The 21,432-nt window shown below is 60.1% G+C and carries 16 protein-coding genes; 6 read left to right on the forward strand and 10 right to left on the reverse strand.

Annotation, left to right across the window (positions count from 1 at the left end):
• Positions 1-59 precede the first annotated feature (59 nt).
• Positions 60-1,583 (reverse strand): 4-hydroxyphenylacetate 3-hydroxylase family protein, encoded by a 1,524-nt coding sequence (locus Q4481_RS22595; protein WP_304378682.1) that lies wholly within the window; start codon positions 1,581-1,583, stop codon positions 60-62.
• Between the two features lie 217 nt (positions 1,584-1,800).
• Between Q4481_RS22595 and Q4481_RS22600 the strand changes: the two genes are divergently transcribed.
• Positions 1,801-2,277, forward strand: a complete 477-nt coding sequence (locus Q4481_RS22600; RefSeq protein ID WP_304378683.1) for a YchJ family protein — start codon at positions 1,801-1,803, stop codon at positions 2,275-2,277.
• A 314-nt stretch (positions 2,278-2,591) separates the two neighbouring features.
• Positions 2,592-4,559 carry an alpha/beta fold hydrolase gene (locus Q4481_RS22605; protein ID WP_304378684.1) on the forward strand — a complete coding sequence of 656 codons (1,968 nt, stop codon included), beginning with the start codon at positions 2,592-2,594 and terminating at the stop codon, positions 4,557-4,559.
• Positions 4,560-5,065: 506 nt separating this feature from the next.
• On the opposite strand, the gene Q4481_RS22610 is transcribed toward Q4481_RS22605, so the two are convergent.
• The 7 genes from Q4481_RS22610 to Q4481_RS22640 all read right to left on the reverse strand — a co-directional run bounded on the left by Q4481_RS22610 (position 5,066) and on the right by Q4481_RS22640 (position 12,076).
• Positions 5,066-5,596, reverse strand: a complete 531-nt coding sequence (locus Q4481_RS22610; protein WP_304378685.1) for an SRPBCC family protein — start codon at positions 5,594-5,596, stop codon at positions 5,066-5,068.
• The gene (locus tag Q4481_RS22615; protein ID WP_304378686.1) at positions 5,593-5,952 is read right to left on the reverse strand and encodes an ArsR/SmtB family transcription factor; all 360 of its coding nucleotides are present in this window, start codon (positions 5,950-5,952) and stop codon (positions 5,593-5,595) included. The genes Q4481_RS22610 and Q4481_RS22615 overlap by 4 nt, the downstream gene beginning before the upstream one ends.
• A 111-nt stretch (positions 5,953-6,063) precedes the next feature.
• Entirely contained in the window at positions 6,064-7,209 is a 1,146-nt protein-coding gene (gene argE / locus Q4481_RS22620; RefSeq protein WP_304378687.1) for an acetylornithine deacetylase, read from the reverse strand.
• Positions 7,210-7,217: 8 nt separating this feature from the next.
• A complete protein-coding gene (locus Q4481_RS22625) occupies positions 7,218-7,781 on the reverse strand; it encodes a dual specificity protein phosphatase family protein (RefSeq protein ID WP_304378688.1) in 564 nt (187 codons plus the stop codon).
• Positions 7,782-7,915: 134 nt separating this feature from the next.
• A complete protein-coding gene (locus tag Q4481_RS22630) occupies positions 7,916-8,284 on the reverse strand; it encodes a cupin domain-containing protein (protein ID WP_304378689.1) in 369 nt (122 codons plus the stop codon).
• A gap of 10 nt (positions 8,285-8,294) precedes the next feature.
• Positions 8,295-10,403, reverse strand: coding sequence for an oxidoreductase (locus Q4481_RS22635; protein ID WP_304378690.1), 2,109 nt, complete (start codon positions 10,401-10,403; stop codon positions 8,295-8,297).
• Between the two features lie 191 nt (positions 10,404-10,594).
• Positions 10,595-12,076, reverse strand: a complete 1,482-nt coding sequence (locus tag Q4481_RS22640; RefSeq protein WP_304378691.1) for a pyruvate kinase — start codon at positions 12,074-12,076, stop codon at positions 10,595-10,597.
• 304 nt (positions 12,077-12,380) lie between these two features.
• Here Q4481_RS22640 and Q4481_RS22645 point away from each other — a divergent pair, with 304 nt between their 5' ends.
• Positions 12,381-13,394 carry a calcium-binding protein gene (locus Q4481_RS22645; RefSeq protein WP_304378692.1) on the forward strand — a complete coding sequence of 338 codons (1,014 nt, stop codon included), beginning with the start codon at positions 12,381-12,383 and terminating at the stop codon, positions 13,392-13,394.
• 90 nt (positions 13,395-13,484) lie between these two features.
• On the opposite strand, the gene Q4481_RS22650 is transcribed toward Q4481_RS22645, so the two are convergent.
• Both Q4481_RS22650 and Q4481_RS22655 read right to left on the reverse strand, forming a co-directional pair.
• Complete coding sequence (locus Q4481_RS22650; RefSeq protein WP_304378693.1) at positions 13,485-17,357, reverse strand: caspase family protein; 3,873 nt, start codon at positions 17,355-17,357, stop codon at positions 13,485-13,487.
• 165 nt (positions 17,358-17,522) lie between these two features.
• Positions 17,523-18,905, reverse strand: a complete 1,383-nt coding sequence (locus Q4481_RS22655) for an MATE family efflux transporter (protein ID WP_304378694.1) — start codon at positions 18,903-18,905, stop codon at positions 17,523-17,525.
• 143 nt (positions 18,906-19,048) lie between these two features.
• On the opposite strand from Q4481_RS22655, the gene Q4481_RS22660 reads away from it, so the two are divergent.
• The 3 genes from Q4481_RS22660 to Q4481_RS22670 all read left to right on the forward strand — a co-directional run bounded on the left by Q4481_RS22660 (position 19,049) and on the right by Q4481_RS22670 (position 21,357).
• Positions 19,049-19,561, forward strand: coding sequence for a hypothetical protein (locus Q4481_RS22660; protein WP_304378695.1), 513 nt, complete (start codon positions 19,049-19,051; stop codon positions 19,559-19,561).
• Between the two features lie 175 nt (positions 19,562-19,736).
• Positions 19,737-20,102, forward strand: a complete 366-nt coding sequence (locus Q4481_RS22665) for a PilZ domain-containing protein (RefSeq protein WP_304378696.1) — start codon at positions 19,737-19,739, stop codon at positions 20,100-20,102.
• Between the two features lie 142 nt (positions 20,103-20,244).
• The gene (locus tag Q4481_RS22670) at positions 20,245-21,357 is read left to right on the forward strand and encodes a pyridoxal phosphate-dependent aminotransferase (protein ID WP_304378697.1); all 1,113 of its coding nucleotides are present in this window, start codon (positions 20,245-20,247) and stop codon (positions 21,355-21,357) included.
• The last annotated feature ends 75 nt before the right edge of the window (positions 21,358-21,432 follow it).

Here is a 21,432-nt window from a genome sequence, read left to right on the forward strand (position 1 = left end):
TTCTTCACGCCTGTTGGAAACCCCATAGCCAAAACGCGGCTTCTCTACAAAACACCCCCTCACTCTGCCGCTGCCCGCGCGGCGGGGGCTGCATTGAACCATTGGCTGATGGCGCTGTCGCCCGGCGTGCGAGTGGTTTCGCCCAGAACGCGGTTCGAGAGGCCGGCTGCCTTCTGCACCAGGTCGAGCGGCCCGTCCCAGTCGAAATTGCGATAGACGGCGGCGAGATGCGCATAAGGCGGCGACTGGGCAAAAAGCTGGAAGGTCAGCCGGTGGCCGGCATAATCGGAATTTAAAAGATCGCGGGCGAAGGCGAGCAGCTTGCGGCGGTCTTCCGCCACCCAGTCCGCGTTGACGCTATAATACTTCTCGAGCCAAGGAGCGGTGTCCGGGGCTGAAAAGGCGGCCTTGTCGGGTGTGATGCAGATCTGGCCGCCGCAGAGTTCGCGGGCGATATGGATCATCTCGTGCAGTTCCGCGGTCGCCAGCACGCGGCCGGTATAGAGCAGCGACTGGTTGGGCATCATCAGCCCGCCGGGCGAGCGTTCGCACAGCGTAATCGCCGCCGTCAGATGCGCATTGATGCCTTCGCGATAGACGGCAAGGCGGGCGAGCTTTTCCTGCACCGCCTGCTGCTTGTCGAGCCCGGTCTGGCGGACATTGAAGAGGGCTGCACCGATCATCATGTCGGCAAATTTCAGGCTGCGCTGCACGAAGGCGAAGGCCGAATAGCGGTGCAACGTTGCCCGCATGAACATGGCCGCCCGCGTGTGGCGATAGAAAAGCACATTCTCCCACGGGATCAGCACATCATCGAAGATCACCAGCGTATCGATCTCGTCGAACCGGTTGGAGAGCGGGTAATCCTCGGCCGGCGCGCGGCCGGCAAAACCGGTGCGGCAGATGAATTTCAGCCCCGGCGTGCCGAGATCGCAGATGAAGCCGACGGCATAATCCGAATAGGCCTCGTTGCCCCAGTTGGCGATGGTGGGCTTGGTGAAGGCCTGGTTGGCATAGGCGGCGGCGGTCTCATATTTGGCGCCGCGCACGATGAGGCCGGCATCGGTTTCGCGCACCACATGCAGGAGCATGTCGGGATCCTGCTCCTGCGGCAGGCGCGACCGATCGCCCTTCGGATCGGTATTGGCCGAAACATGGAACGGATCGGTCTGGATCACCCGGTGAATATGAGTGCGGATGTTGGCGGAAAATTGCGGATCGACCTCGTTGAGCACATCCTGGCCATCGAACAGCGACCACATTTCGCCGACCGTCTCATCACCGACGCGGGTGACGATGCCGCCGAGCTCCTCCAGCACCGTATCGGTGGCGCGCCGCTTGTCCCACCAGTCGGACTGGACATGCGGCAGCTTGTTGGCGACCGCATTCCAGGCGCCATCCTCCTGATAGGCCATGATATGGCGCAGTTTCGGATCATGGCCCATGTCATAGATGCGGGCGCGGATATCGACGAGCGGCTTGAACATCGGATGGGTCGGCACATCGCGCACCCGCTCGCCACCGATATAGACCTCGCGCCCGTCACGGATCGATTGGATATAGTCTTCGCCCTTGCGGATCATCGCGCCTTCCCCATCGGCCTCACCCTGCCTGGCCCGGGCAACCCTTGCGGGCGTCATGATGTTGGCAGCGCGCCCTGCTTTGGGAAATTAGTTCTTTCGGAGCCCCTGCTTCGGCTGCGCCGAGGCAAATGCGGATCCCATAATCCGCCGACGGAGGGGCTGGCCATCGGTGCGCCAAGGCGCTATTGGCGGATGATCCTTTGCGCGTGAGACCGATATGATTGCCTGTCCCTGCGGCTCCGGCCGGTTCGAGATTTCCTGTTGCGGGCCCTATCATGGGGGCAAGCCGGCCCCGACGGCAGAAGCGCTGATGCGATCGCGCTACAGCGCCTTCGTGCGCGGCAATCTCGACTATATCGAACGGACCTGCGCCGGTGACGCCGCGCGCGCCTTCGACCGGCAGGACCTCGCCGCCTCGCTGCCCGTGACCGAATGGCTGGGGCTCTCGATCGAGGCGACCGAACGCGGCGGCGCGGAGGATCATGACGGCACGGTGCGCTTTACGGTGCGTTTCCGCCAGGGCGGACGGCTTTTCGAACAGACCGAGACGTCGCTGTTTGCGAAGATCGATGGCGAATGGCGTTACATGCGCGGCGAATTTTCAGCCCAGGCCGCCTCCGGAAAGGCGCCCGGCCGCAACGACCCCTGCCCCTGCGGCTCGGGCAAGAAGTTCAAGAAATGCCACGGCGCGTGAGGTAGCCCGTGACCCGGCCGGCTCAGGCCAAGCGTCGCTGATAGAAGCCGATTGTGTGGGCCCGGGTAGAAAATGTTCGAGTTTCAACGTCGCCTGTTCGACAACGCCGGCACAATCCTTCACTTATGCAACATGTTTCGAAGCTCAGATTTGCCTCTTCCTCAGTCGCCTCTGTCAGCCAAGACGGGATGAGAAGAGCTGGCTGGACCCTCGATTACACATTTGACGAAAAGTCATCGGTTTGGTGTATTCTTCCAAGGTCCATGCCCTGATAAGCAAGGCGTGTCCGCAGGCGACGACGCGAGGTGTACTTCATGGACTTTCGTTTCATCTTCACCCTGATTACGGCTTTGACCGGCAACAGTGGCGATGAATTCGCGACACTCAAGGCTGGTGGAGAAAATCCGCAATTGCCTGTGACACGGATCGCCTGTCCTCGTCCATTCCCGGTCAATGAGATTGAAGGAAAGACCGTCTTCTGCGGCACGGTGGTGGTTCCGGAAGATCACGACAAGCCTGAGGGGCGACGCATTGCCCTCAAGTTCATGGTGATGAAGTCCTGGTCGCAGTACCCGGAGCCCGATCCGCTGGTCTATCTGCAGGGTGGGCCGGGCGGAAGTGCCTTCGACATTCTCAACAAGCTGGGCAAGGTCTTCGAACCATGGCGCAAGACACGCGACATCGTCTTCTGGGACCAGCGTTCAGCAGGCATCTCCGGTCATTCGGTCAATTGCTACAAGGCGCTGTCCACAAATGCGCTGAAGATTGCGAAAGGCGAATTCACGATTGGCGATATGCAGGGCCCACAAAACGAGAGCACGACCGTCGCCGCTTGTCTGAAGGAAATCGAGGCAGCCGGGATCGATATCAGCAAGTATAACACACGGGAAAATGCGCTTGACGTTCACACCGTCATGCAGGCGCTGGGTTACCCGGTCTATAATCTTTACGGAATTTCCTACGGTACGAAGCTGGCACTCGAAACGATGCGCGTTTCACCGCAGGGCATACGTTCCGTGATCATCGACGGTGTTGCCCCACCCTGGGTGCATCTTTATGACACCTTTGCCCTGAAGACCGCCGAGACAATTGATCACGTTGTCGATCAATGCAAGGCCGACGAGACGTGCAACAAACCTTTTCCCGATCTCGACAAGGTCATTGTCGAGACTTTGCAGAGGGCAAAGGCCGGCAAGATCATCCACCAGGGCAAACCCATTGCGGTGACAACGGTTTTACGGCCTTTTGAAGAGCGGAATACGCACGACGAAAACCTGTCAATGACGCCCTACATTCCCGCATTCATCTACGAACTGCATCGCGGCAAGGAAATGCCCACGGTTGACATGCTGGTGGCGCGTGATTTTGTGATGCCAAAGGCGGGAGAGGCAGATATTGCCGCCGCCGCCACAGCTCTCCCGAAAGAGCAGCAGAGCCTGATCCAGACGCTCGTCGATAACGCGGAAATCTCACAGCGTATCGATCGGTCGAACCAGAACGTGATGGCAGAACTCCGGGAACTGGTTGACGAAGGCAGCCAGTTTGGACCAGTGGCCGTCCTGTTCGACAAGGAGCTTGAAAAGGCACTCCGCGCAGTCAAATCCGAAGACCCTTCCAAGCTTGAGAGCATCCTCGCGGATTATGTCGCCCTCCAGAACATTGAACCTTCAAAGGAGGCGCTCGCGGGTTTTGTCACGTCCCACACGAAGGGCGAGACTGCCAAACGGCTTCTCACCCTGATCGACAGCATGACCGCTACCGAAGTCACTGGATCATTCGCCATTATCAAGCGCGACGCGGCAACTTCGGAAAAGGGCTTCTTTGAAGGCATGTATCTCTTCAACTATGCCTGCCAGGAAGACATCCCCTATAACAGCTACGAGGGATACAAGGCCTATACCGCCAGTCTCAAATATCCCCATCTGGCAGACGAATGGGATGGAATGGCGAGCGGCTTTTTCGGAGCATGCAAGGCCTTCAAGCCGCATCCGAGAGAGAACTGGCATATGCCCGTCGAGAGCGATATCCCAACACTCTCAATAGGCGGCCTCTACGATTCGCAGACGCCCGCCAGCTGGGCTCATGTTGCGGTCGAAAAGCTGACCAATGCCCAGGTCTTTCTCATTCCTGAAGCGGGTCATGGCGCAGTTCTCTACCAATCCTGCGTAGCCGACATGGGTGTCGCCTTCACCAACAACCCCAAACGCAAGCTCTCAGACACTTGCGTCAGGAGCATCAAGGTGAATTGGAACATCCCGGACTGGGCAAAGGCTGCAAACTAGAGCACTTCCTGCCAATTCGGGGTCAGTTCTGTTTCTCGATTGGTGCGCGTGATCCGGTGGTGAGCCGGTTGAAGCGCGATACAGAAGTATCGGGCAAGACCGGATCGCCATCGGGCACCCACCAATCGGAAACCCGAAGGGACGGGCGCTTTTGCACCAATCCCTGCGCAAAGGCCCTTGAACGTATCAAAGGATATGCCCTGCGGGCCTTTGCTTGATCTTGTCGCAAAATCGCTCCGTCAGAATGACCCCGAATTGACAGGAAATGCTCTAATCTTCATGGCGTTTATGAACTCAACCAAGCATCAATGACAGGAAGCCATTGCGTGGGACCGCACACCTTCCTCCGACGCGAAGCATAGCGGAGAGCGATGCTTTGGAGCGAAGATTGCGACAAGCCGGGGAAGGATGTGGCCTATCCGGAGGGCCGGACGTTTTTCCCTCCGGACATAGTCGTAAGCCAAAATCGCTCCGGCGCCATCGTCGCCTATCATCGACGCCTGGTCTCAGGCCGGGATCATAGCCTCATAGTCATCGCGCAAGTGCGACCAGTGGTCCCAGAACGGTTTGGGGGCGATCGCTTCGAGACGCGCCTTGAGGATATCGAGATGCGCGTGCCAGCCGGCGCCGATCTTGACCATGTTCGCGCGATCGCTGATGCGCTTGTGGATCACGGTCAGCAGCACATCTCCCCCCTTCGGCTCCAGCATGAAGCTGACTTCGCCGCCGCCCCAGGCGAAAGCCAGCTTACGCGGCGGATCGATTTCCGTCACCCGGCTCTGCATGCGATGTTCCTCGCCGAAACCTTCCGGGCGGCTGCCGGGCGGGTCGGTCAGTTCGTCATTGCGCCAGACCAGTTCCATCGGCCCATCGACCGTGAGATCCATCGGGCCAGACGCCAGCCACTTGCGCCGGAGGTCGCTGTCGGTGAGATAGGACCAGACACGCTCGGCGGGACCGGGCAGCAGGCGTTCCAGTTTCAAAGTCGCCTGTTCGACGACGGCCGCATAGTCGTTCACTTTCGCATGCTCATTCATCGCGTCTCTCCCTTTTTGACATCGTCATCGCGGTCGGCCCGCAGCAGATTTTCGAGCATATCGAGGCGATCGGTCCAGAAGCGCTGGTAAATCGCCAACCACTCATGCGCTTGCGCCAGCGGTCCGGGATCGAGCCGGCAGACATGGGTACGCCCCCTCACCTCGCGGCGGATAAGCCCCGCACTCTCCAGCACCTTGATGTGCTTGGAGGCTGCGGCGAGCGACATGTCATAGGGTGCGGCGAGATCGCTGACATTGCGTTCGCCCGAAGCAAGGGCCGCCAACATCCCGCGCCGCGTCGCATCCGACAAAGCGTGAAAGACCAGATCCATATGCTGTGCGTTATATTCAACCATGCGGTTGAATATTCATGATCAACGTTTAATTGTCAACCAATTGGTTGAATATATTTGCAGAGAAAGGCAAGCTGCAGCCGTATCGCGCTGAGATTGCTCTGGAATGCGTGGTCAGGAGAGCTGGTCGACGAGCTTGCCCAGCATGGTGCGGCAGGCTTCGAGCTGGGAATGGCTCACGAATTCATCCGGCTTGTGGCCCTGATCCATGCTGCCCGGACCGCAGACGACGACCGGCACATCGAGATGATCGCGAAACAGGCCGCCCTCGGTGCCGAAGGCGACCTTGATCATGGAGCCGCCCGACAGCGCCATGGCCCGGCTCGCCGTTTCCGACTGTTTGGACGTATCGAGCCCCGGATAGGAATTGAAGACTTCGAGCGTGATGCCGGTTTCGGGGAAACGGCCACGTTGACGGGCGCTGATTGTCTCGGCGCTCGCAAACAGCCGGTCGAGGAAGATTTTCGGATCATCGCCGGCGAGATTGCGGATTTCGAAATCCATCACGCAGTTGTCGGGTACGATGTTGAGGGCCGCACCGCCGCGAATGATGCCGGCATGCAGCGTCGTATAGGGAATATCGTAATCGTCATCGCGCAGGCCGGTCTCGACGATCTCCTCCTGCAGGGCGCGGATCTGGCCGAGCAGGTCGGAGGCGAGATGGATGGCGTTGAGGCCGGTGGGGGCGAGCGCCGAATGGGCGGCATGGCCACGGCAGGTGGCGCGGATATTGGTCTTGCCCTTGTGACCGACGGCAACCTGCATGGCGGTCGGCTCGCCGATCAGCACCCAATCCGGCCGGATGCCGGCCTTCGCGAGTTCGCCCAGCATCGGGCGCACGCCGACGCAGCCGATTTCCTCGTCGTAGGAGAGCGCCAGATGCAGCGGACGCGCAAGCGGCCGGTCCTTGGCCGCAACCATCGCCTCGATGGCGCAGGCAACGAAGCCCTTCATGTCGGTGGTGCCGCGGCCGTAATAGCGGCCGTCGCGCTCGATCATGCGGAACGGATCGCTGCTCCAGGCCTGGCCATCGACGGGAACGACATCGGTATGGCCGGAAAGCACCACGCCGCCATCGACTTCGGGGCCGACGCTGGCAAAGAGCGAGGCGCGATCGCCGCGTTCCTCGGGATAGAGCCTCGCCTCGATGCCCGCCTCGGCAAGCAGGCCGGCGACATAGCGGATCAGATCGATATTGCCGTCACGGCTGACGGTGGGGAACGCGATCAGCCGGTCGAGGATTTCAAGCGCAGAATTCATTCCTATTCCTAACTTTCGATTCCGAAAGCCTTTTCGATTTTTTCCCAGGTCACGTCCATCGCAAAGGTGGGCGACAGAAGCGGAATGCCGACATGACCGTAATAGGGCGAGAGCTGCAGTTCGGCCAATTCCTCATTGTAGCCGGCGATCTGCTGAGTATAGATCACGGCGGCAAGTCCGGTGCGGTCGGAGCCAGCCTTGCAATGGATGAGCAACGGTTTCGGCGCATCGCGCATGATCGCGATCAGCTGACGAACTTCGTCGATGCTGAGTTCCTGCGAAGCCGACATCTTGAAATCGACATGGTTGAGCCCCAGCCGGGACGATTCCGCTATCTCTTCGCGATACCAATCGGTATTGAGATCGGCACCGCGCAGGTTGATGACGGTGCGGATCTTGTACTGGGCGACATAGCGATCGAGCTGCGCCGACGTCGGCTGGGCGGAGCGATAGAGTTCTCCGGCAATGACTTCATGGAAGTTGCCGCTCATCTTCAGATAGACGACATAGAAGCCGAACAGCACCAGGACAAGTGCGAAGCCCTTGCCCAATCGCTTCAACCATTTCAGCATGCCGTTTTGCTCCTGCCTTGCCCTCCGCTGCGCTTCCGCAGCATGGAGGTTAGGAGCGGCATAACACATATGCCGCTTTCTGGCACCCCTTCTGGAGCAGGATGATGTCAGAACGATCACCCTTTGACGACAATTCAGAGATCCGCCATCGCCGCGATGTAGCTTTTGCGGATCGAAGGCGAGCGGACATCCCAAATGACCGGCGTCCCCTTGGCGATGATCCAGCTGTCGCCGGGACCGTAGATGACGGTCTGGCCGGTCGTCTCGTCGGTCAGCGCAACCTGGCCGTCAAGAAGGGTCGCATGTTCGTGGAAGGCATAGACGACGCGGTATTTGCCCTTCGTGGCGGCATAAAGCCCGCCGGAGACAGCGGTTTCCAGCGTTCCGAACAGCAGTTTGCCCGAAACCTGCATCGGGCCTTCGAGCGTTGTGGCGCCGATATCTTCCGGTGCGCCCCAGGCGTCGAGTTCGATCCGGTCCATATCGAGTTTGAACGGCAGCATTTTCTTCTCCTCAAAGCGGCGCAAGGCCGGTGATTTCACGTTTGAATGGCAGCTCGCCTTCGGCAAGCGGCGGCTGGTCGAGCTCTTCGGCATAGCGACGGCCGGCATAGGTGGCGTGCGCAATGGTCGCAGGCGCGAGCGCATCGCCAATGGCAACGACGCTTTCGATGCCCGCATCGGCCCATTCGGCCTGACGGGCCTTCAAATCCAGACAGAGGCTTTCGTTGGGAAGCCGGCCGGTGACCAGCACGACACTGTCGGCGGCGATCTTTTCCTGCCGGCCGGTGAAGGTGCAGCCGAGCGTCGCTTCGCCATGGCCGATCGCATCGACCGAGACGAAGGTGCGCACCTTGACGCCCTTTTCGAGGAGCCGCTTCTGGATGAAATGCTGCTCCATCGTGTTGCGGGTCCAGGTGGAGGCTTCCGAGGCCGGCGTGGCATAGATGGTCTCATAGCCCTTTTCGGCCATCAGTTCGGCCATGACGCCGCCCATGTAATAATGGTCGTCATCCCAGACCAGCACAGTCTTGCCCTTCGGCAGGCGACCATCCATCACATCAGACGGCGACAGCACATCGGCACCCTCGGCAATCGGCATCGGCACCGTATGGAAGTGACCGACACCATCGGCGCGCCAGGTCGAGCCCGTGGCGATCGCCACGCGCGGGATGCCGAAGGCGAGCACATCGTCGGCGGTCAGTCGGCTATCGAAATAGGTTTCGACATTGGCGAGCTGGTTGAGCTGCAGCTTGCGGTAATCGGCAACCCGGATCCAGGCCGCCAGCCCCGGAAGCCGGGCTTCCTTGAGCACGCGACCGCCGAGTTCGGTGCCGGCTTCGGCGAGCGTGACGGGATAGCCGCGCTTGCCAAGCGCCTGTGCGGCCTCGAGACCGGCCGGACCGGACCCGACGATCAGAACCGGCTTTTCGGTCTTGGCACGGCGGATCTTTTCCGGATGCCAGCCCTTGCGCCATTCCTCGGCCATGGTCGGGTTCTGGGTGCAGCGGATCGGCGACATGGTGAAATCGCCAGATACGCAGATATTGCAGCCGATACATTCGCGGATATCGTCGAACCGGCCTTCGAACACCTTTTCGGGGAGGAACGGATCGGCAATCGAGGGACGCGCCGCCCCGATCATGTCGAGAATGCCCTTGTTGACGAGGCTGACCATGCGATCGACGGACGTATAGCGGCCAACCCCGACGACAGGCTTGGTGGTCAGGCGCTTGATGCCGGAAATGAACGGCTCCTGCACGCCCTCCTCGGCAAAACGCGAGGTGCGGCTGTCATTCTCCCAGCCGGCAAGCGTCACATCCCAGAGATCGGGCAGATCGCCGATCAGGCCGATCATGTCCTCGACCTCGGCCTTTTCCAGACCGCCCTCGCCCAATAGCTCGTCGACCGAAATGCGGATCGGGACCGCACAGGTGTCGCCGACGGCGGCCTTGGTCTCCTCGGTAATCTCGCGCAGCAGGCGGACGCGGTTTTCGATCGAGCCGCCATATTCGTCGGTGCGGTGATTGTAACGGCGCGACAGGAAGTGATGCAGGAAGCCGAGCGCGTGCGCCGCATAGACATAGATGAGGTCGAAGCCGGCCTGACGGGCGCGCAGCACCGCCTGCAGGTGCCATTTGCGCAGGTTCCTGATGTCTTCCTTGTCCATCGCACGCGCCTGCACCGGATCATAGGTGAAGGTGGCGACCGGCAGATGCCCCGGCCCCATCGGCACTTCGCGCGAATAGAGGTTGGGGCCGTTCATGCCATTGTAGGCGAGCTCGATGCCGGCCAGCGCGCCATGTTCGTGGATCTTGTCGGCCATGCGGGCGAGTGCCGGAATATCGCGGTCATCCCACAGGCGCAGTTCGATGAAGGGCGTGATTTCGGACGTATGGTGCAATTCGACCTGCTCGGTGCAGACGACCGCCCAGCCGCCCTCGGCCTTGACCCCGCGCATATGGGCAAGTGCTGTGGGATCGCGATAGCCCATGCCGTTACAATGCGGCACCTGGTAGAAACGGTTGCGCGCCACCTTCGGTCCGATCTTCACCGGCTCGAACAGCACATCGTAACGCGCAGGACGTGCCTGCGGCACACCCCATTTCAGCATCTCATCCATTGGTCAGCGGCTCCGCCCGAACAGTCGAAGTCTCACAAAGCCACAGCGCTAGCTTCAATGAAAGTAATCTTTATTGGATCATTGATTTTGTAAAAGCTAAGCAAGCCGAAAATGGCGGCGTTCAGAAGCTGATTCAACCCTTTGCGAGGATGATTCCGAAAATGGAACCATCCAACTGAATCCAAAGGAATTTACCAGGATTTGAGTGCCCGGAGCGTCGGCGTTTTCTTCAGCATATGCTCATCCATGCGGGCAAAGAGCCGCGAGAGAAGATCGACCGCCTCACCCACAGCCGGCCCCTTGTTGAGCATGACGCATTCGGCGCGCGCTGCCATGGCCGCATCCGTCATCTCGCCGCGCGAGGGCACACCCTCCTTGACGAGATCCTCGAGCACCTGCGTCGCCCAGATGACGGGAACGCTGGCCGCTTCTGCGATCCAGAGGATTTCCTCCTGCATTTCGGCGAGCCGTTCGAAGCCGATCTCGGCGGCGAGATCACCACGTGCGATCATGACGCCGAAGGGACGGCGACCGGCGGCGGTGGCGATCAGCGCAGGAAGATTGCGCACGGCCTCGGGCTGCTCGATCTTGGCAATCAGCCCGAGTTCGCGCTGAGGCGCACCGATGCGGGCGATCGCCTCCTCGAGGAGATCGATGTCGTCGGGACGGCTGACGAAGGAATAGCCGATCATGTCGGCATTGGCGATCACCGCTTCGAGATCGTCGACATCCTTGCTGGTCAGCGGCGACAGGCCGAGAACCGTATCGGGCAAGTTGAGGCCCTTTTCCGGCTTGAACTTGGCGCCACCCGCCTTGGCGCGCGTTACGCGCAGGATCGCCGCACCTGGTTCCAGGCTTTCGACATAGGCTTCGAGCTTGCCATCGTCGTAGCGAACACGGTCGCCGACCGAAAGCCGCGTGACGATCTCCGGCAGCGATACGGTCGCAGCAGCGGCGATGCCCTCGGTCAGCCAGGGCTCGCCGGATGCCACGAGCCGGAGTGCATTGCCGAGTTCGATCTTCTTCTGTCCGGGATTGGTCACGACGTCGCCGGTGCGAATCTTCGGTCCGGCAATATCCATGAGGATGCGCGGCGAACGCCCGATTGCGGCCCCGGCAGCGCGGACATGCTTTGCCATCCGGGCCCAGACCTCGGCATCATCATGAGCACAATTGATCCGAGCGACATCCATGCCGCGGCGAACGAGATCGGCAATGAATTTCGGATCGTCAGCCGCTTCGGAGGGCATGGTGACCATGATCCGGCCACGGCGATCCGGATTCGGTGCGCCGAACAGGCGGTCGCTGGCATCTTCCAGCCGTTCCTCGCCGGCAAAGAAACGGTCGGGATCGAAATCAGTCGATTGCGGTGGAAGGCCGGCCACCAGAGACAGCGCCCTCTCGACGGCCGCAAGTGTCGGCTCAACCCGGCTTTCGAGACGGCCGAGAGACGACAGGCCGAACGGCATCAGGCGGCGCTGCAAAATTCTCAGGTCGCGATGGCGAAGCGCCAGGTAATGCGCGAGGTTGGCGAGTGCCGCCTGTTCCTCGCTTTTGCCCCAGCTCTGCAACATCTGAAGGGCTTCGCGATGGACGGCCTCCGAAAGCGCCCTTATATCGGCGAGCAACTGTTCCGCTTCATTGAAATCATGGCTCGAAAGGGTCTGATGCATGCGAGGCTCCTGCAATCCTGGCAGGAGCATAATCCGCTGCCTTCACCGCAATGTGACAGAAGCTCGCCTTTTGCCGGGATGCGCGCTTGTGCCGCATCGATTGGTTTCGGTGGAACCCGACCCGCGCTATCGCGTTTCAAGCCGGTAACGAAGATGAACCTCGGATTAATGCCCGTTTCAGTCATCATTCAGTCGGCATCGGCGAATATCACGCCAGTCAAACGATGACCTGTGCCGCGATTTGATCATGTTTCGCGACTAAGGACAGACTCGAAACGAAAAGAGAAGAAAGGCAGTAGCAGCCATGGATTATGTAGGCGACGATCGCAGGGATTCTGTTTACCAGACCAACTCCCGTCCTTATTACAATATCTGGACCTATGGCGGGAACGACTATGTCAGCCTGACCCTGATCGACACTTTCGTAAAGACGGGTACTGGTTCTGACACTGTCGTAAGCAAGGTCGAAGGCTGGAATGAAATCGATCTTGGCGAAGGTGGCGACACCTATATCGGCACCGGCTTCTCTACGCGTGGCAACCGTTACGACATCGTATCCGGCGGCTGGGGTTTCGACAAGTTCACCGTCGAAACCAGCCATAGCGAATATTATGGCGATGGCGGCAACGACACGTTCAACACGACCGGTTACAACAACTATTTCGATGGTGGCGATGGGGTCGACACGATCAGCTACAAGATCCAGGACAATGACATCTATCTGCGCGGCAAGGGTGTCCTTGTCGATCTGAGCGGCCATTACGCCACCACGGGTGCTGCGCGTGAAGAAGAGATCTGGAATGTCGAGAATGTCGGCGGCACATCCTATGCCGATACGCTGACCGGCGATAGTGTCGCCAACACGCTGACGGGCTATGCCGGTAATGACAAGCTCGACGGGCTTGGCGGCATGGACGTGCTGAATGGCGGCGATGGCAAGGATGATCTCTACGGCGGAGACGGCAACGACAAGCTGATCGGCGGCAAGGGCAACGACCTGCTCTGGGGCCAGGGCGACGCCGATACGTTCGTCTTCCAGACGCTGCAGGATTCGGTGACCGGAAGCCAGCGCGATGTGATCAAGGATTTCAGCCGCGCCCAGGGTGATCTCATCGACCTGTCCGGCATTGATGCCATCAATGGCGGCGGCGACGACGAATTCACCTTCATCGGCAATCAGGCCTTCTCCGGTGATGCCGGTGAACTGCGCTTTGCCAATGGCATTCTGTCAGGCGATACCAATGGTGATGGCACCGCCGATTTCTCGATCCGCGTCAACAACATGACCTCGATGAATTCGGGCGATTTCATTCTCTGATTTCGCCTCCTGAAATCGGAGCGGAATGCGAAAGGGCTGGACGGGAAACCGTCCAGCCCTTTTCATTTGACGTCAGGCGATCAGGCTGGATCAGCCGTTGACCAGGCGGTCGATCGCCGTTGCGGTGCTGGCGCCGAAGACACCATCGACCAGCCCCTTGTAGAGGCCGCGGCGGCGCAGCTCGCTCTGGATCTTCTTGCGGAAATCGGGCGAGAAACGGGTGGCGCCGGCCTTCATCTCGTCGATGAACTGCTGTTCGCCGCCCTCCATGCTGGCAAATGCCAGACGCTGCGCCTCGTCGAGATCGACATCGCCAGCCTGACCCTGATCATACATGTAGGCCAGATTGCCCATGGCATAGGTGTTGCCGGCATCAGCTGCCTTCCGGTACCAGCCCTTGGCGATCGCCAGATCCTGGGTGACGCCCATACCGTTTTCATAGAGCCAGGCAAGGGAAGCCATCGAATAGGCGTCGTTTCTTTCCGCACCCTTCTCGTACCAGGTTTTGGCCTCGGCATAGTCGACGTCGGTTCCGAGCCCGTTCTGGATTGCATATCCGAGCGAACCCATGGCATTGAGATCGCCAAGTTCCGCGCCGCGACGATAATAGTCGAGCGACTTGCGATAGTCGCGCGGGACGCCGGACCCTTCACGGTACATCCAGCCGAGCGCCGCATTCGCATAGGCATCGTTGAGGCCGGCTGCGGTTTCATAGAGCCGCTTGGCTTCGGCGAGATCGACCGGGGTACCCATGCCGAACTGTTTCATGTAGCCGAGGCCTGAGGTGCCGTTCACATCGCCAAGTTCGTAAGCGCGCTGATAGAGTTCGAGCGCCTTTTCATAATCCTGCTCGACGCCCTTGCCCTCGCGATAGAGCCAGGCAAGCGCGGAGATGGAATAGCCATCATTGGCTTCCTCCCCCTTTTCATACCAGCGGCGCGCCTCCTCGAAATCGACGGCGATGCCGAGACCGTTCTGAAGCGCATAGCCGACCGCGCCCATGGAGCCGACATCGCCGGCTTCCGCCGCCTTCATGTAATAGACGAAGGACTTTTCATAGTCGCGCTCGACGCCAACCCCTTCGCGGTAGGACCAGCCAAGAGCTGCCTGCGCCTCGGCATATTCCTGATCGGCAGCCTTGGTGAACCATTCGATCGCCTTTTCCTCATCCGCATCAACCGCACCATTGCCATTGCGATAGACGGTGGCGAGCGAGGCCTGCGCATAGGCATTGCCGGCGCGCGCCGCCTTTTCGAGCATCGCGACGCCCTTGGCTTCGTCCCTGGCTTCACCGTTGCCGTTGATCTTCAGCCAGGCCAGATTGACATAGGCATAGGCATTGCCGAGTTCGACGGCCTTGTTGTAATGGCCGCGAGCGGTGGCGACATCCTGCTTGGCCTGATAGGCGCGGCCCAGCATGTCATGCAGCATGGAATCGCCAGGCTCTTCGGCGATCGCCTGATTGCAGACATCGATGACCCTGTCCGCCTGAAGCTTGACGAAGCTCACGCCTTCGAGCGTCGGATCATAGCCGGGTTCGGCTGCCAGCACGTAGCATTCCCGAGCCCGTGGCGTTTCGCTGCGCTTGTTGGGCTGGAAGGTGATGGCATCGGCAATCGAGGTGACGGTTTCCTCGCCGGCATCCTGATTGCCGTGCATGTCGTTTCCGGTCGATCCCTCGTCGGGCTTGCTATCCTCGTCCTGATCGTCCTGTTGCCGCTGGTCGGGCTGTTCGCCCGCCGCCAGCGCATCGATCGCCTCGTTGATCTCGTCGCCGAAATCGCCATTGACGAGACCGCTATAGAAGCCGCGCTCCTTCAAGACCTTCTGGAATTCCTTGCGGAAGGCGGCCGAGAAATTGGCCGGCATCGTCTTCAGCTCGTCGATCTTGGTCTTGTCGCCGCGCTCGACTGCCGCAATGGCCCAGCGCACCGCCTCGGCCGCATCGATCGGCGTGCCAAGCCCCTGATCGTAGAGACGCGACAGATTGCCCATGGCATAGGCATTGCCGCTGTTGGCCGCCTTTTCGTACCAGTAGCGCGCCTCGACATAATCCTGCTTCACGCCGGCGCCGGTATCATAGAGGAAGCCGAGCGATGCCATGGAATAATCATCGCCGGCATTGGCACCCTTCTCGTACCAGCGCAGCGCTTCGGCGAAATTCTTGGCCATGCCGAGCCCGTTCTGGGCCGCGTAGCCCATGGCGGCGATCGAGGCATTGTCGCCTGCAGCCGCGCCGCGACGATAATAATCGAGCGACTTCACATAATCCTGCTCGACGCCAACGCCCTCGCGATAGAACCAGCCGAGATTGCCGAGTGCCACGGCATTGCCCTGACGCGCCGCCTTCTCATACCATTTGATCGCTTCGGCATCGCTCTGATCGACGCCCTGGCCGTTGCGGTAGAGATAGCCGAGGGCCGCTTCCGCGGCATGATTGCCGGATTTGGCGGCCTTTTCGAACAGGTCGCGGCCCTTGGCAGCATCGATCGGCCCGTCGAGTCCATAGACGGCAAACCAGCCGAGATTGGTCTGCGCATAGAGATCGCCAAGCTTGGCCGCCTTTTCATAGTTGCGGCGCGCCTCGGTGAAATTGCGGTCGGCCTCATGGGCACGACCGAGCAGGTTCACCAGCATTCCGTCTTCGGGATATTCGTTGACCGCTTGCGCGCAGGCCGTCAGCGCCCGCTTGGCATCGATGCGGGCCATATAGACGCCCGGGAAACCGGGCAGCGATTGCGGCTCGGCAGCGAGCAGGTAGCAATCGCGTGCGGCGGGCGAAGCCTTGGCGGCATCGGAAATCGTCGGGTTCTGCACCGGCGCCATCATACCGATGGCGACTTCGGCCTCCGGCCGAAACTTGCTTTCGGGATAGCGTTCGATGAACCGCTTGAGTGCTGCGATATCGGTCGAACCCTTGAGCGCCTCCCAGGCGATCTGGTCTGCGCTCACCTCGGCCTTGGCTTCCGCTTCGGCAAGCAGCTTGAGCTTCTTCTGCGCCAGCATCTTGTAGACCGGATCGGCGCCATGCTTGGCGATGAAGGCTTCCAGCAACTCCTTGTCGGCGAGATCCTTGATGTTCTGCCAGTCGGCCGCCGCCGAGGAAATGCCGTTCGGTGCGGTTTCTTCCTTCTTTTCCGGCTTGGTCTCGGTCTTGTTGATGGTGATGTTCAGTTCCTTGATCGACAGGAAGATCTGCGCACCGCCGAGCGAACCGTAGACGAACGGTTCCTGCTTGCGCTGGGTGACCTTGACGACCTCGTCGCGTACCTGGCCGAAGGCGATACGAACATCGACGCCCGGCTGGGCGAGGTATTTGGAAAGCGCTTCGGCAAAGGGGCTGTTCACACCCGCGCCGTCGAGCGCCACGGTGCCGGCGCGCGAGGCATAGGCGACCAGCGTATCGGCGCCTTCCGGCTCGACCTTGGCAAGGCCGCGCTGGATGGCGCGGGTGCCGGAGCTCGTCGCCATCGCATCGATGAAGGGGTTGTTGCGGCAGGCATCGAGAATGACGAGCTTGAGCTTGGTGGCGCCATTGAGCGACCGTTCGGCGCGATCGAGCGGCAGCGCCTCGTCCTCGACATCCTTGTCGGAACGCAGCACCGCATCGGTGGGGATGAGATAGTTGGTGCCATTCATCTCCATCCCGTGGCCGGAATAGTAGAGCACCGCGATCTCGGCACCATCGGCCTTGTCTTCGAAGGCGCGCAGGGTTTTGCGCATGGTGACCAGATCGAGATCGATGGCCACCTCGACATCATCGAAGCCGGCATCAAGGAAGGTCTTGCGCATCAGTTCGACATCGTTGGCCGGATTGCGCAACGGTGTCGTCGACCGATATTCCTGATTGCCGATGAGAAGCGCGACGCGCTTGGCGGCTTCGGCGATATCTACGGTTGCGGCAACAAGCGTTACCGCAACAATCACGAGGGACAATCGTCGCCCGAATTCCCCGCTTTTCATCATTCACCTCCGCAATAGCTGCGGGAATATTACGGATGAGGGTGACTGTTTCAATGTCAGCCCGGAAGAAATTCGTGCTTTTCCTTTCACAAGGTTCGTTCCGGCCCGTTGCGGACCGGAAAAGCACGCAGTTTCCGGGCTGACTTTTTGCGGCATGCCTCGCCGTCAGGCGGGCTGCAGGAGGCCGAAACGCCAGCCGGTGCGACGGGCGTTGACGGCAAGCATGGTCAGGATCAGCACGAACATCAACACCTCGGCGACCGGTGTGCTCATCCAGATGCCGGTCTCGCCGAACGCGAACGGCAGGAGGAACGACAGGGGAATGCTGAAGAGATAGATGCGCGACAGCCCGAACAGGCCAGCCTTCGAAGCCATGCCCATGGCCTGGAAATAGCCCGACAGCACCATGGGAATGCCGAAGAACAGATAGGCAGCCACGGTATAGGGCAGGATGCGTCGGGTTTCGGCGATCACGGCCGGATCATCGACAAAGCCGGCGCCCAGGCTGCCGGACAGGGCAAAGATCACCAGCTCGACCAGACCGCAATAGAGGATTGCGGTTGTCAGTGCGATCACCAGACTGCGGTTGGCGCGCGCCGCCATGCCAGCGCCGACATTGTTGCCGCAGATGGTCTGGAAAGCGATATTGACCCCCATCAGCGGCAGATAGGCGAAGGTAAGGATGCGGTTGACGATACCGTAGGCGGCGATGGTGGCGACATAGCTTCCCTCCTGCCAGATCCTGAGATTGAAGATCATGGCCGCGGACAGAAGCGAGATGCCAAGCAGGCCGAGGCTGGTGGGGGCGCCAAGCGCCAGCATCTGCCGCCAATGCTCGATCCGCCCGGACCAGGCCAGACGCAGGGCCGACTTGTTTGACCAGCGATAGGCGATGACGACGAGCAGGCAGATGAGCTGCGCCAGAACCGAACCGATGGCGGAACCGGCGACACCCCAGCGAAAACCACCGGTGAAGAGCCAGTTGAAGCCGATATTGAGCAATGTGGCCGAGACGGTGACCAGCGCCATGAAGCCAAGCTTGCCCTCGCAACGCAAGGCATCGATCTGCAACGACAGCCAGAAGGCGATCGGCGCGGTGGCCATGGTGATGCCCATGAAAATGCGCGCATTATTGGCAACGGCTTCAGCACCGCCCGCCCCGCGTTCGATGACGGCGGGCCCCGCGAGGAAATAGATGGCCATGGCAATCAGGACGATCACGGTGGCGAGAACATGGGCGCTCGCGAAGGTGCGTTCGGCAGCGTGTCGATCAGAGGCGCCGAGCTGGCGGGCGAGAATGCTCGCCATTCCGTTCGAAACCAGCGTCTGCATGGCATAGAGCATCATCATCAACGGAAAGATGAGGGTGACGGCCGACAGCGCATCGGCGCCGACATAGAGGCCGAGGAAGAAGGCATCCGCGACGACATAGAGGCCGTTGATGGTCATGATGAGGATGATTGGCGCCGCAGTGCGCGCAAAAAGCGCGCCGAGATTGCCGCGCAGATAGATATTCACATTGCTGTTGTCGGATCGTGGCTCGGACATAGGGGCCTCAATTGCAGAAATAGCCAACGCATACGCAGGTGCCGGCGTCGCTGTCTTCGAAAAATGATTGTGAAAGGAATTCACCGCGAAAAATCGGCGGCAGGTCTCCGAACCTGGGGACTGTTTAAAAAGCAGACAGGCCAATGTCAAGCTTTGTTGGTACTATTCTTTACCTGACTTTAACCAGCACAATAAAAGCAATGAATTACAACGGAAAATTCAAAATTGATAAACCAGCGTTTCGTAGGATTGCAGCAGGTTTAACGAGGGAGGGAATTATGCCCCTTTCAAACAGCGAAAGCTTCAAAGAATTTCACGACCGGTTGCGGCTGCACAATCCGCGCCACAGTTTCAAGATGCACACGATCGACCGTCCGGGCCAGATCATTCCGGTGGGACAGGGCCTGAAGATTGCCGTGCGCTATAATTGTCTGGTCCAGAAAATTTCATCGGCGGGCGCGATGCTCGATCTCAGTCCGCGCGTCCAGTTGCCCAAGAATTTCTTCCTGGTCATCCTTGGTTCTTCGGAAGAAATCGGCGCCACAGAGTTCCAGCGCAAGGGCGCAACCCTGGTTGTGAAGTTCAACATGTTCCTGGATGCGGGCTTTCTCGAAACCCTCGTCGGGGCAGCATCGCTCGAGGGCGACGTCGTCTGACGGCAGCCATCACCTTTTTCTTTATCCAACCATGCAGACCGGGCCGCAAGAGGCCCGGTTTTCGTTTGCCCGATCGATGGCCATTTCAAACGCAAGACTTCCCTAAAACTTTAATTTTAGCATTGAATGAAGTGCAACACCTCCATGCGATGGTTTCTCAAAAGGAGACTGCACCATGAGCATGACGGCGACAAACACGGCTTCGGGATCGATCCATAGCGATTTCGGCATGCAGGGCCGCCAGTGGGAACGTTTCGCGATCAGCCGGGTTGGCCGGATCATATCCGTCGGTGCCAACCTCAGCGGCCTGTCCTACCGGACCTGCGAACTGATCGACATTTCCCGCGGCGGTGCGGCCATGAAACTCGACAACACCATCGGGATGCCGGATCACTATTATCTGATGCTTCTCGGCACCGATCTCCGGATCGGCTGCGCGGAAGTCTACCGGCAGGAACGCAGGGTCGGGGTGCGGTTCATCAAGACGCTCGATCAGGAATTCCTCTCGATGATCGTGCGCGGAGACTTCTTCACCAAGTAAGAGTCGACTTCGATGACAGGCGCGTCCTATCGATCCTGTCATCGAGACTGCGGGCATGCCGGCCGGCAAGGGTTGCACCTCTTGCGTCCATGGGCAAAAGTCCTATCCTCCCGGCGCAAATCGTGACTCGCAAGGATTTCCCATGTCCATTTTCCCCCGGCTGACCTCGATCGTGCGCGAACTTCCGGCCACCGTGCCGTTCGTCGGCCCCGAAGCGATCGAACGCAATCGCGGCCTGAAGGTGAAGGCGCGCATCGGCGCCAATGAAAACGGCTTTGGCCCCGCCCCTTCGGTGCTTGCGGCGATGGCGCAAGCCGCACCCGAAACCTGGAAATATGCCGATCCGGAAAACTTCGAACTGCGCGAAGCGCTGGCGAAACATCATGGACTGAGCCGCGACCAGATCAATATCGGGGCCGGCATCGACGGACTTCTGGGCGAAATCGTGCGGATGGTGATCGAGCCCGGCCTGCCGGTCGTTACCTCACTGGGCGCCTATCCGACCTTCAACTATCATGTCGTCGGCTATGGCGGCCGTCTCGTGACCGTTCCCTATGCGAACGATCGCGAAGATCTGGGCGCTCTTCTCGACGCCGTTCGACGCGAAGATGCGCCGCTGGTCTATTTTGCCAATCCCGACAATCCGATGGGAAGCTGGAACGATGGCAAGGATGTGGTGGACTTTGCCCGCGCCCTGCCCAAGACGACTTTGCTCGTTCTCGACGAAGCCTATGGCGAGACGGCGCCGGATGGGGTGATCCCGCCCGCCGATGCGCTGATCGACCGACCGAACGTGATCCGGACCCGGACCTTCTCGAAGGCCTACGGGCTTGCAGGCGCACGCATTGGCTATGTGATTGCCGCCGCCGAGACGGCTGCGATTTTCGATCGGGTGCGCAATCATTTCGGCATGAGCCGCGTCAGCGTCGCAGCCGCGCTCGCCGCACTTGCCGACCAGGACTATCTCGCCGAGGTCAAGGCGAAGATTGCCGCCGCGCGCGAAAGGATCGGTTCGATTGCGGTCGCCAACGGGTTTTCGCCGCTGCCATCGGCCACCAATTTCGTGGCAATCGACTGCGGCCGCGATGGTGCCTATGCGAAGGCGATCGTCGATGGGCTGATGGAAGAAGGGGTTTTCATTCGCATGCCGGGAGTTGCTCCACTCAACCGCTGCATCCGTGTGTCGGTCGGACCTCAGTCCGATATGGACCTTCTGGCCGAAGCCTTGCCGAAAGTCTTGAAAAAGCTCGGATAAACAAACCGCGCGAAACCCGATTGTGTCGCGCGGTCAAGAGATAGCCTGCATTCGCAGTGCTTTGATCGCCCCTTG

It is taken from the genome of Fluviirhizobium alvei (genome assembly GCF_030551875.1).
GTDB lineage: Bacteria > Pseudomonadota > Alphaproteobacteria > Rhizobiales > Rhizobiaceae > Rhizobium_E > Rhizobium_E alvei.